Genomic DNA, 12843 nt, shown 5'->3' on the forward strand with positions numbered 1-12843 from the left:
AAGTTAGCTCCGTACCACCACCACCTTCATGAGGTGAATATCATTTTAGAACCTGAACCTTTTTCATCCTTCGAGCTATAGAACAGTCTCTCATGGATGTTTTTTATCAAAAAAAACGTTCATTCCATCTCTATATTCTACCACGAGTAGATATAGAAAGAGAAATGAACGGGTTACTGCGGAAATTCATTATTTAGTGTTTCCCATTAACAGACTTGCGTATGGAGAATTCGCCGGTAGAATAATAACCGTTTCATCTCCAATCGTTTTCTTATACGATTCAAGTGTTCGATATAAGCTGTAAAATTCAGCATCTTTAGAAAAAGAAGCATTATATACTTTCGCAGCTTCTGCTTCCCCTTCGGCGCGAATGATTTCAGCCTCTGCCTTTGCAGTTGCCAAAAGTTCAGTAACCTTTCTGTCTGTCTCGGCCATAATACGATTCTTATCTGCGTCACCTTTTGAAAGATACTGCTGTGCGGTTGATTCACGTTCTGAAATCATCCGTTTGAACACAGATGCTTCGTTCTCCGATGGCAAATCTGTCCGTTTAATCCGAACATCTGTCACTACAATGCCATAATTCGAGTCTTTAAGAAGCTCATTTACTTTGTCCGTCATCCGATCATTCAAACTTCCTCTACTGGACTTTTCATCATTGATAATCTCATCGTAATTCAATTGCCCAAGTTCGGTACGGACTACTGAATATATGAATTCTTCCATTCTCGCTTCAGCGCTTTCAATCGTTCTCGCATTCGTAATCATTTTCTTCGGATCTTCAATTCTCCAAACCGCATAATTATCGATCATAATTCGCTTTTTATCTCTTGTATTAATCTCTGCTTCCGAGACGTCATAGCCCATTTGATACTTCGGCAACGTTGTAACGCTTTGGATAAACGGGATCTTTATCTTTAAACCAGGAGTCTTATCAATGCGAACCACTTCTCCGAATTGACGAACGACTCGATATTCCCCTTCCTTTACAATAAACACGTTACTGATTAAAATACCAAATAATAGAAGCAAAATCACGAAGAAAATCCCGACTTTCACATACCCTCTCCACGGTCCAAAGTCTTTGCGACTATTTATTTCGACTACTTTATCACTCATTCCGTTCCCTCACTTTCAGCTGGTGCTTTAGGCTGTTCTTTTTCAAGTGCACGGATCGGGAAGTATTTCATCGTATTCCCGTCATCATTCATAATATATATTTCTGCATTTGGCAGGACTTGCTCAAGCGTCTCAATCACTAAACGTTCTCTTGTAATATCTGGGCTGTTTTTATATTCTGCATATAGTTTATTAAAAACCGCTACATCCCCGCGAGCACGCTCGGTTCTGGCAGCTTTTTCTCCTTCCGCTGCAGAATTGATCGCTGCAATTTCCCCTTCTGCTTCATTCATTCTCTGGTTCTCATACTTCTTCGCTTCATTATTCTTTGTATTCATCGTTTCACGTGCATCGGTAACATCTGTAAAGGCTTTTCTGACCTCATCATTTGGAAGCTCTACATCCTGAAGTTTAACAGCAAGGACTGAAATCCCAATATCATATTTTTCAATCAAATGGGAAAGCAATTCTCTGACGTTTGCTTCAATTTCAGCTTTTCCAGACGTTAGCGCATCATCGATTCTCGAATTGCCAATAATGCTACGAAGTGCAGCAGATGTTGAATCATATAGTAGTTCATTCGGGTTATCTACGTTATATAAATATTTTTGCGGATCGGTTATTTTCCATTGAACGACTAAATCCGCGAGCACAATGTTTTCATCACCGGTAATCATTTTCGTTTCTTTCGGTAAATCTTCCACTACACCATCTTTATCGGTATAGCCGAATTGCAGGCTGAATGTTTCCTTTGATACTTTCTCAACGGTCTGAATCGGCCAAGGCATTTTCACATGTAACCCAGGTTCAGTAATCGTTTCATCCACTTTTCCAAATGTTAAGATCACCGCTTGGTCTGATTCATCAACGGTATACCATGTAGTAATCGCCACAATTCCTAATATGATAATGATTAGAGTCAATCCAGTTGTTATGTAAATCTTCTTTAAACTGACCAACGAAACCCCTCCTTTATTCTCTCTCTTCTTATGTACGATACATATTGGAAAAGGATTCGTTATTTTCGTAATTTTATTACAAATCTCTTTGTTTCAAAGCCAAAAAAGACGAGGACATGGGGTTGTCCTCGTCTCATCTGCTCCCTGGATGATGGGGTTTTCTAGTTCATTGTAAACCCCATTTATAAACAGGATGTATTAAAATTGTTAAAATCATGTAAATTCTGATTTCTCCATCAGCGAATATGTTTCTTTAAGAAAACTGTAAACGTCGTTCCTTTCCCAGGGGAGCTTTCGACCGTTATCCTCCCTTTATGAACTTCCAAAATATGTTTTACTATAGCTAAACCTAGCCCCGTTCCCCCAGAGTCCCTACTTCTAGCCTTATCAACTCTGTAAAAACGTTCAAATATACGCGGCAATTCCTTACTTTCAATTCCGATGCCATTATCCTGAACAGCTACCCGAACATTGTCTGCGTCTTCTGATGCTTCAATCTTTACTTCGCCTTCACTTGATGTATAGTTTAATGCATTCGTAATAAGATTGATAAAAATTTGTTTAATCCGGTTTGCTTCCCCCTCAACCCATAGAGAAGGGCTCTTACTTTCAAGGATTAACGTAATATTCTTTTCTTCCGCTTTGCCACAAAGCATCGCCATCGATTCTTCAAGTATGGTACTAACATTCACAGAGTCAATTTGTAAAACAAAATCTTGCTGCTCAATTTTTGATAGATCCAACAATTCTTGTATAAGCTCTTGAAGTCGATCACTTTCACTTAGAATGATCTTTAGAAAATCATATAAGGCTTGTTCATCCTTTAAAGCACCATCTAGCAACGTCTCTGAAAACCCTTTGATGGAAGTGATAGGCGTTTTCAACTCATGAGACACATTCGCAACGAAGTCTTTCCGCATTTGTTCCAATTTTTTTAATTCGGTAATGTCATGGAAAACAATAATGATACCCTTCCACTCATCATTTTTTACGATGATTGGCGCTCCGTATACTTCAAAATGCTTTCTTTCAATTGAAAGCGGAATTAACACTTGGCGTTTGATACTTTTTTCCGTCATAAAAATTTCTTCAATAATCGCAATAATCTCTGCATATGGAATCACTTCATAATAAACTTTGTACAATAATTCAGTATCTTCCATATTAAACTGCTGCTTATACGCAAGATTTGTCATCGTTATATGCCCTTTATGATCGATTTGCAATACACCACTACCAATATTCTCAATAAGTGTTTCCAAACGATCTTGATGCAAATCTCTGGCAATTTGCATTTCTTGCAGATTTCTCGCCAAAATATTTAATGATTTACTAAGTATGCCTATTTCATCTGAACTCCGCTCATAGGTTCTTGCACGATAATTTCCTTCCGCAAGCTCAATCGCGGTTGTCGCCGCTGCCTCAATAGGTCGGGAATATCTAGAAGCAATTTTGCTCGCAAACATCGTAATTATGCAAAGTGACGCGATAAGGCTTATTGTCAAAATCCACCATATTTGACTATTTACCTGATCGATGGCTTCTATTTCATTACTTAATACGGCAGCACCCTCAATTGCGCCACCTTTTTGTATCGTTTGATAATAATATTGAAGGCCCTTAGGTCCTTCGACAATTCCACTCTGCTTGCCACTTTCCAAACGTTTAGCTATACTTCTCAACATGTCTTTGTGACGTTCTGGATGGCTATTACGATTTACATTATCATCATAAAGAATCAGCCCATCATTGTTAATAATTGTGAAATTATCATCATGTAAATTAGCCAAGTCTTCTGTCTTTCCTTGATGAATAAATTCAGAGACTCCCCCGTGTTCCTGAATATAGTTGGCGATAAAATTAGTTTCTCTTTCAATTCTTTCATTGAAAGTATGTACATAATAGTTTTTGAAAACTTGTCCGAGCAGTAACCCCTCTGCCAGAAGGACAATAATAATCAAGCTGATAATGGCCACTAACAGCTTTGTCTTGAATTTGGTCATTCCGGTTTTGGCTCCTCGAGCTTATATCCTAAACCACGTATTGTTTTAATATAGACTGGCTTTCTTGTATCTTCTTCTATTTTTTCTCGAAGATGGCTAATATGCACATCGACAATCCTCGTATCTCCCGCAAAATCGTAATTCCAGACTGCGCTTAGAAGTTGATCTCTCGTTAAGACTCTTCCCTTATGCTGTGCAAGATATAATAATAATTCGAATTCCTTTGGAGTCAACTCCAGTAACCTTCCCTTAAAAAAGGCTTCGTAACGATCATGGTAAATTTCTAATTCATTAAGTTGCAAAACGTCTTCGCGTTCTTCCTTTGGTTCTCCAGATTCCTGACTAATTTGTGATCTTCTGAGAATCGCTTTAATTCTTGCAACCACTTCTCTCGGACTAAATGGCTTGGTCATATAATCATCTGCACCGAGTTCCAACCCCAACACTTTATCAAACTCATCATCTTTCGCTGTCAACATTAAGATTGGCACCATTATTTTTTGCTGGCGCAGTTGCTTACAAACTTCAATCCCATCTAGTTTTGGAAGCATTAAATCAAGGATAATTAACTGTGGTTTTTCAGCAATTGCCCGGTTCAACCCTTCTTCTCCATCTAAAGCAGTAATTACTGAATAACCCGATTGCTCTAAATTGTATTGTAGTAATGTAACAATTGATTTTTCATCATCCACTACGAGAATTTTATTAGACATAGCTTCCTCCCGAAAATAAATTACCCCAAGACTCATTACGAGCCAAATCATCCATTTCCATTATAATTTAAAAACAGGAAAAGAGTAAGAAGAATATAAAGTGAAACTCCAGCAGTGGGAATTTCACTCCTGTTGATGCGGGATAAAATTGAATATAAGTTAAATTTATGAGGAGATTGTGAAGAACTTTTCTTACGCAAATTTGGCAGTACGACCTTCACCTTATATATTATCAGAGAATTTGAAGGGTAAAAGAAGAGATTTGTAAAAGATCCTATAGCCTTATCTAAGCTACAGGCACGTCCTGGTGTTTGCCGGTGTTTGTAGAATGTTTGATTCTTTATCATGCTTAATATGTGATATCACCGTCCAACTGGCTTATGGACGGTGAGTTGACGTATGGTGGTATTCACTTTTTTAGTCCCTCTGACTCCATTTATTAGGTGAAACAATTTTTCCTATGTAGTACCTAGTTACTTTTTTCCACTACGGCAAAATAATTTTCTTCATTATCGGCAAAATTAAATACTTTTCCTTCTGGAACATTGACAATTTCTCCGACGGTAATATTTTTATCAGTAAAGTCCTTATATAGTTTATCGAGATTATCGGAGAAAAACATTAATGAAGGTGTTTCCAGATTGACTCCAAGTGACATTTTAGCAACTAATTCCTTGTTGTGAAGAACGATACTTGTTTGCGCGTCTTTTGTTGGAGCAATTTCAAACCACTTCATACCTTGGCCATTATCTTCCTCCGAAACTAAGTAAAATCCTGCTTTTTCTGTCCAAAACTTCAATGACTCATCCTGATTATTTACATACAGCATAACTTGACCCAGTATATTAATCATTTTACTTCTCTCCTGTTCTTCTAGTCATTCATTTAACTATCTACATTTTAAACAAATTACTATTATCTATTCATTCCAAGGAGAATATTCTGTGTCACCTTCCCAACACACATTCTATTCATCAATCTATTTTAAAAGCTTTTAAAAGGTATCGTCGTCCATTCCATTCAATAGGCTTGGAGGACAAACTGTAATTAACCCTTCCAACACACAAGATCCCTCTTCATTTTCTCCTACAATTTCAATTACCACTTCATTTTCTTGTTGCCTCACTTCTTTTACTATAAATAGAAACTTGATCGTTTCATAATGATAGACCGGATTTGGCAATTCAATATGATGGGACAAAATATGACTACCTGGACCTGGCAGATATTTGGAGACAGCTGATGTGACCATACCGATTAGCATGATACTCGGAACAAGCGGTTTTTTATAAGTAGTTTGTGAGGCATAATCATGTTGAATATATAAGGGGTTTGCATCATTCGTTAATCCTAAATACAACAATAAATCTTTGTCTTCCATTTTCTCAGTCAGCGTCAACTTTTCGCCTTCTTTAATTTCTTCAATTTTTCTTCCAAGTTTTCGTTTCTTAAGCATCATCATTTTAACCTCCGTCCGATTTTAAAAAAACTGTCCAAAGCGAGAGTCGGACGAATAACACATCTTTTTCTCTCACTTAGACAGTCTAATTACATACATTACGGCAATTATCGGAGAATCGACATAACATTGCGAACCGAGTCAACAGATTTAGAAAGTGCTGCTTTTTCATCTTCTGTTAATTCAAGTTCAATGATTTGTTCAATTCCGCCTGCGCCAAGAACTGTAGGAACTCCAAGATAAATTCCCTCAAAGCCATATTCTCCTTCTAGGTATGCAATCGATGGAAGAACACGACGTTGATCTTTCAGAATAGCCTCGGCCATTTCTACAAGAGATGCTGCTGGTGCATAATAAGCACTACCGTTACCAAGAAGGTTTACGATTTCTCCACCGCCTGTACGTGTACGAGCAACGATTGCATCTAAACGATCTTGTGGAATAAGCGTTTCTAACGGAATTCCGCCTGCGTATGAGTAGCGAACAAGAGGAACCATATCGTCACCATGACCACCTAGTACGAAGCCAGTCACGTCTTTAACAGACAAGTTTAACTCTTGAGCAACGAATGTACGGAAACGTGCTGTATCAAGAACTCCTGATTGACCGATCACGCGTTCTTTCGGAAAACCAGATTCTTTATATACTGTATATGTCATCGCATCAACCGGGTTTGTTAAAACAATTAATGTTGAATTCGGAGAATATTTCACGATTTCTTTCGTAACAGCTGTCATAACTTTTTGATTAGTCTGCACTAAATCATCTCGGCTCATACCTGGTTTACGAGCAATCCCAGCAGTGATGATGACAATATCAGAATCTGCAGTGTCTGCATAATCAGAAGTACCTGTTATGTTAGCATCAAAACCAAATACAGGGCTTGCTTCTAGCATATCTAATGCTTTCCCTTTTGTCGGATTTTCCATTTGCGGGATATCTACTAATACAATGTCACCCAATTCTTTTTGTGCAGCAAAAAACGCAGTTGTTGCCCCTGTAAAACCGCCACCGATTACCGAGATTTTTTTACGTTTTGACATGAAAATGTCCCCTTCCTTTACGTAAAATCATAACTTCCAGTTTCTTTTCTAGGTCCAGTTACACTTAAAAACCTCTTTTAAAAGAAGCCGGTACACACCGGCTCCTCCACAAAGAAGTATTATTTGCAAATTATAGGTTTTTAATAAGTTCGTCAGCGAACTCCGAACATTTCACTTCAGTAGCACCGTCCATTAGGCGAGCAAAGTCATATGTTACAACTTTAGAAGCAATTGTTTTTTCTACTGAAGCTGTAATGCTTGCAGCTGCTTCTGACCAACCAAGATGTTCAAGTAATAGCACACCTGAAAGAAGAACAGATGAAGGGTTCACTTTATCAAGTCCTGCATATTTCGGAGCTGTACCGTGAGTCGCTTCAAAAATAGCATGCCCAGTTTCATAGTTGATGTTTGCTCCAGGAGCAATCCCGATACCGCCAACTTGAGCAGCAAGAGCATCAGAAATATAGTCTCCGTTTAGATTCATTGTAGCAACTACATCAAATTCTTTCGGACGAGTTAAGATTTGTTGCAAGAAGATATCAGCGATCGAATCTTTTACAATGATTTTGCCTTCTGCTTCAGCTTCAGCTTGTGCTTTGTTTGCTGCATCTGTTCCTTCAGCTTCTTTAATGCGATCATATTGATTCCAAGTGAATACTTTATCACCAAACTCTTGTTCAGCGATTTCATATCCCCAGTTCTTAAATGCGCCTTCTGTGAACTTCATAATATTCCCTTTATGTACTAAAGTTAATGAAGAACGACCTTCTTTAATTGCGTAATTAAGAGCCGCACGTACAAGACGTTTTGTTCCTTCTTCAGAAACTGGTTTAATACCAATACCTGACGTTTCAGGGAAACGGATTTTGTTTACACCCATTTCATTTTGAAGGAAGTCAATTAATTTTTTGACTTCATCTGATCCTTTTGCATACTCGATACCTGCATAGATGTCTTCTGTGTTCTCACGGAAAATGACCATGTCAGTATCTTCTGGACGTTTAACAGGTGAAGGAACACCTTCGAAATAACGGACAGGACGAAGACATACGAAAAGATCAAGCTCTTGTCGCAATGCAACGTTCAATGAACGAATTCCGCCGCCAATTGGAGTAGTTAGTGGTCCTTTAATCGCAATCAAATACTCGCGAATAACATTAAGCGTTTCTTCTGGAAGCCATTCTCCCGTTTGGTCAAATGCTTTTTGTCCAGCTAACACTTCTTTCCAAACAATTTTTTTCTCGCCGTTGTAAGCTTTTTCTACAGCTGCGTCTAATACACGGGATGCTGCTGCCCAAATATCAGGACCGATTCCGTCCCCTTCAATGTACGGTACAATTGGATTGTTTGGTACGTTTAGTACTCCATTTGTTACTGCGATTTTTTCACCTTGTGTCATGTCTGATTACCTCCGATTCATTATCAAAGATTAGCAAGTTCATACTGAATGCTCCTAACCTTTAATTCCTATCATCTATTAATTTACTACAGATTCACATAATTATAAAAAATACTATCTTATCTTTTGTCAATTGGTACATATTTTTGCATGCCAGGTCCCGTATAGTCTGCACGAGGGCGGATTAGACGGTTATTAGAGTATTGCTCAAGAATATGAGCGAGCCAACCAGATGTACGGCTAACTGCAAAAATTGGTGTAAATAAATCATGATCAATGCCAAGACTATGATATACAGAAGCTGAATAGAAATCTACATTTGGCGGAAGATTTTTTTGACTTGTGACCAGCTCTTCAATCTTTATGGACATTTCATAGTACTCAGGTTGTCCAGTAATCTCTGTTAATTTCTTAGACATTTCGCGCAAATGCTTAGCACGAGGATCACCTTTACGATATACGCGATGACCAAAGCCCATGATCTTCTCTTTATTATTTAGCTTAGCTGTGACATATGGCACTGCTTGATCAACAGAACCAATTTCAGTAAGCATTTTCATAACTTGCTCGTTTGCACCGCCATGAAGTGGCCCTTTAAGAGCACCGATTGCAGCAGTTACGCCAGAATAGATGTCAGACAAAGTAGCTACGCAAACACGGGCAGTGAATGTAGATGCGTTCAATTCATGATCTGCATGAAGTACTAGTGCTTTATTAAATGCTTCCTCTTCAATTGCGGAAGGCTCTTTTCCACTTAACATATATAAGAAATTGGCTGCAAAGCTTAAATCGGTACGAGGTGCAACTGGTTCTAACCCTTTGCGAACCCGAGCAAATGCAGTTACAACCGTAGGAATTTGTGCTTGAATACGGATTGCTTTACGGTAGTTTGCTTCATCGGTCATTACGTCTGATTCATCATCATATAGTCCTAACAATGAAATGGCAGTGCGTAATGCTCCCATTGGATGAACTTTATCGATTGGGTATGTTTTAAAATGATTGAGAACTTCAGTTGGGATAGCCGCGTTATCTGCCAACTGTTTTGTAAGTTCCGCTAATTGGTTTGATGTAGGGAGACTACCGTGCCAAAGCAGGTAAATTACTTCCTCGAACGTAGCATTTTTAGCTAGATCATCGATATCGTATCCCGCATACGTCAACGTATCGTCAATGATCGAGCTAATCTTTGATGTGGTTGCTACGATACCCTCTAGACCTTTTGTTGCTGTCATACAAAACCTCTCCTTTTCTTAAATATCCCCTGTGCCCCTTTTCACTTCACTAAATATAGCGCTTTCAATAGAAAATTGAGGTTAAACAAGCCTATATATTTTAGAGAGCAATAATCTTTAGATGATAGATATCACAATATATCAACATTTTTTAACAGAAGCAATCATACAGATACTTTCAATATTCCCTAAAACAAGGCGGTAAAACTCCCAACTAAGCGCTAGTCCCGATAATTGCAAAAAAACTGATAGATACGTTAGAATACATGATCAATCTATTCTAGAAACTTTATCAGTTAGCAATTACACTTATTATTATAAACAATTTTCAGATTTTTGGGAATGGAAAGCACTGAAAATGTGAAAAAAATATTATTTTATTAGAAAAATACAAAATTCGCTAAAATCATTTCATACATGTAAAAAGACGCCCTTAAAGAAAGGGCAACGTCTTTTCCTGTTCATTTAATAAATTGGACAAGCTGCATGCACAAATAGGCAATCCCCGCTCCAATCAATGGTCCTACTGCAACACCTTTGAATAAGGCAACTGCTAGTATCGTACCAAAAACAAGGGCAACGGTAATGTGAGGATCATTTGCCAAAAGAACGACACCGTTCTTAGCAATAAGAGCCACCGCTATTCCTGATGCAAGGGCAATCCAGGCATAAGGAGATTTAAGAGCATCCAGTAGCTCTTTAAACCCGATTGACCCATTTGCTATCGGAACTAATACAGCTATTGTGATCACCGTAACGCCAAGATTTATACCTTTTGCAGAAAGATAGGGAAATATTTTCGTGTCCAATCCTGTCATTTTCAGAACTAGTAAAAATCCTGCCGCGACCATTAGTGATGAGTTTTTGGCAAGCAGGCCAATTCCTAATAAAAGCAGTAAAAATATGATAGGTCCATTCATGTTCGCCCTCCTAAAGTTGACTCACTTATTATCTCAGCATAACAAAAAACAAGGTAATATTCCTATAAACACATGTAATTTCCCATCGTTCTGAATTATCTAAAATTTTACCTTTCTTTTCTATCTTTCAAAATGTACAATTATAGTATATAAGATATCCAAAAGTAAGTTCGCATTTCTCATTTACCTGAAATAATAGTGTTTTGACGGAAGGTGAGGCTTTTGAATCCGATTTACTTACAACGGTTTATCCGCTTCTGTATTGTAATGGGAGCGGCAATGATTGGCGGTTTAGTTCTGTTCCACTTTTCCAAATATACGTACCCTTTTATGATCGCATTAATTTTTGCCTTTTTTATGAATCCCCTTGTAAACTTCTTTGAACTAAAGGCAAGATTACCAAGAAGCATCGCAGTTTTTCTCTCTCTGTTGCTCATTCTTTCCGTCTTTGCAGGTTTAATTACATTATTAATTGCTGAAATCGTTTCAGGAGCAAACTACCTGGCTAAAGTTGTACCGGGCCATTTAGAAACAGTTATCCGTTTTATCGAAGAATTTATCGCCGGTCAGCTGCTTCCCTTATACAATCAAAGCGCTACGTTATTTAATAACCTTGATGGGCAACAACAAGATACAATTTTAGCCAACATTCGTAATCTCGGTGATAATTTAGCCACATCGGTAGGAAGCTTCATTCAAAAATTCCTCTTAAACATCCCTGCTTTCATTGCCTGGTTTCCCAATGCAGCCACTGTTTTAGTTTTCTCTTTGTTGGCAACCTTTTTCATCAGTAAAGACTGGAAAAAGCTTGCTCATTTTAGCAACAAAGTACTTCCGCCTAGAATATTACTCGGGACAGGCAAGGTAATCCATGATTTGAAAGGGGCGTTAGTGGGTTTTATTAAAGCACAGTTCACTCTTATCTCATTAACGACAGTCACCGTGTTGATTGGATTACTTATTTTGAAAGTGGAATATAGCATCACAATTGCATTAGTTTCTGGCTTAATTGATATCATTCCATACTTAGGAACAGGAACAATCTTTATTCCATGGATTGCGTATGAAGTCATCATCGGAAATTATCACTTAGCAATAGGGCTAATTGTCGTATATGTCATCGTAGTGGTCCAACGACAATTAGTTGAACCGAAAGTTCTATCTTCCAGTATCGGCATTGACCCACTTGCCACACTTGTAGCTCTATTTGTAGGCTATAAATTAATCGGATTTCTCGGATTGATTCTCGGCCCTGTCGTACTTGTTATTATCAACACACTCCATCGTGCCAACGTATTTAAAGCAATTTGGCGTTTCGTCATAGGGAATAATGAAACAAAAATTCGGTGATATGGCAATTAAAAGAGGATGCCCTATAAGTAAAGTGTCAGACTCTGCTACTATTCCAGACAGTATAAATGCGTGTATAACACGATAAACTGTCTAGCGAGCGAAAGACCGGACTTTTAGGACATCCTTTTTTTAAATTCTATTTAGAATACCAATATAACCCGCATTAACGGGCAGTACCCCACTGATTGAGGTTTCAATTTTATTGTATGTGAGTTTTTATCTAATAATCGTCACTTTACCTCGGTTCATACGGTGCATCCGATTTCTAATATATCTAAAAATAACGGGTTTAATTAGCGAACGAGTAAATGGTAGCACTAACAATAAACCGATTAAATCAGATACAAAACCAGGTAGCAGTAAAAAGAGCCCACCTAGTAAAATACAGATTCCGTCAACAATTTCAGCTCCGGGAACTTCCCCATATTTCATTTGTTCCTGAGCTTTTCTTAATGTTTCGATTCCTTGTTTTTTTGCCAATAAAACACCGAGAATACCAGTGCCCAACACCAAAACAAGAGTTCCGCCAATCCCCATTACTTTCCCTGCCAATAAAAGGGTGACAATTTCAAGAACGGTAAGAGCAAGTAAACTAGATATCATGTACTTCATTTAACATTCCTCCAGCACAGTCCATTTT

The 12843-nt window shown here is 38.0% G+C and carries 12 protein-coding genes; 1 reads left to right on the forward strand and 11 read right to left on the reverse strand.

Annotated elements, in window-relative coordinates; all coding sequences use genetic code 11:
• Window positions 1-189 precede the first annotated feature (189 nt).
• The 10 genes from hflC to HNP81_RS05550 all read right to left on the reverse strand — a co-directional run bounded on the left by hflC (window position 190) and on the right by HNP81_RS05550 (window position 10850).
• Window positions 190-1119 carry a protease modulator HflC gene (hflC, locus tag HNP81_RS05505; protein WP_182501845.1) on the reverse strand — a complete coding sequence of 310 codons (930 nt, stop codon included), beginning with the start codon at window positions 1117-1119 and terminating at the stop codon, window positions 190-192.
• Window positions 1116-2078 (reverse strand): FtsH protease activity modulator HflK, encoded by a 963-nt coding sequence (hflK, locus tag HNP81_RS05510; protein WP_028392203.1) that lies wholly within the window; start codon window positions 2076-2078, stop codon window positions 1116-1118. Before hflK ends, hflC begins: the two co-directional genes overlap by 4 nt.
• A gap of 236 nt (window positions 2079-2314) precedes the next feature.
• The gene (gene pnpS / locus HNP81_RS05515) at window positions 2315-4081 is read right to left on the reverse strand and encodes a two-component system histidine kinase PnpS (protein ID WP_182501846.1); all 1767 of its coding nucleotides are present in this window, start codon (window positions 4079-4081) and stop codon (window positions 2315-2317) included.
• The gene (locus tag HNP81_RS05520) at window positions 4078-4794 is read right to left on the reverse strand and encodes a response regulator transcription factor (RefSeq protein WP_028392205.1); all 717 of its coding nucleotides are present in this window, start codon (window positions 4792-4794) and stop codon (window positions 4078-4080) included. Before HNP81_RS05520 ends, pnpS begins: the two co-directional genes overlap by 4 nt.
• 469 nt (window positions 4795-5263) lie before the next feature.
• Window positions 5264-5647: a VOC family protein gene (locus HNP81_RS05525; protein WP_182501847.1), complete on the reverse strand. Its 384-nt coding sequence runs from the start codon at window positions 5645-5647 to the stop codon at window positions 5264-5266.
• Between the two features lie 141 nt (window positions 5648-5788).
• Entirely contained in the window at window positions 5789-6256 is a 468-nt protein-coding gene (locus tag HNP81_RS05530) for a MaoC/PaaZ C-terminal domain-containing protein (RefSeq protein ID WP_182501848.1), read from the reverse strand.
• A 104-nt stretch (window positions 6257-6360) separates the two neighbouring features.
• The gene (gene mdh, locus HNP81_RS05535; RefSeq protein ID WP_182501849.1) at window positions 6361-7296 is read right to left on the reverse strand and encodes a malate dehydrogenase; all 936 of its coding nucleotides are present in this window, start codon (window positions 7294-7296) and stop codon (window positions 6361-6363) included.
• Window positions 7297-7426: 130 nt separating this feature from the next.
• Entirely contained in the window at window positions 7427-8695 is a 1269-nt protein-coding gene (icd, locus tag HNP81_RS05540) for an NADP-dependent isocitrate dehydrogenase (protein WP_028392209.1), read from the reverse strand.
• 119 nt (window positions 8696-8814) lie between these two features.
• On the reverse strand, window positions 8815-9930 hold the full coding sequence (citZ, locus tag HNP81_RS05545) for a citrate synthase (RefSeq protein ID WP_182501850.1): 1116 nt from the start codon (window positions 9928-9930) through the stop codon (window positions 8815-8817).
• Window positions 9931-10391: 461 nt separating this feature from the next.
• Entirely contained in the window at window positions 10392-10850 is a 459-nt protein-coding gene (locus HNP81_RS05550; RefSeq protein ID WP_028392211.1) for a DUF441 domain-containing protein, read from the reverse strand.
• A 222-nt stretch (window positions 10851-11072) separates the two neighbouring features.
• Here HNP81_RS05550 and ytvI point away from each other — a divergent pair, with 222 nt between their 5' ends.
• A complete protein-coding gene (gene ytvI, locus HNP81_RS05555; protein WP_182501851.1) occupies window positions 11073-12200 on the forward strand; it encodes a sporulation integral membrane protein YtvI in 1128 nt (375 codons plus the stop codon).
• Between the two features lie 219 nt (window positions 12201-12419).
• Here the strand turns inward: ytvI and HNP81_RS05560 are convergent, their stop codons facing one another.
• Window positions 12420-12815: an FxsA family protein gene (locus HNP81_RS05560; RefSeq protein WP_182501852.1), complete on the reverse strand. Its 396-nt coding sequence runs from the start codon at window positions 12813-12815 to the stop codon at window positions 12420-12422.
• Between the last annotated feature and the right edge of the window lie 28 nt (window positions 12816-12843).

It is taken from the genome of Peribacillus huizhouensis (assembly GCF_014138605.1).
GTDB classification, from domain to species: domain Bacteria; phylum Bacillota; class Bacilli; order Bacillales; family DSM-1321; genus Peribacillus; species Peribacillus huizhouensis.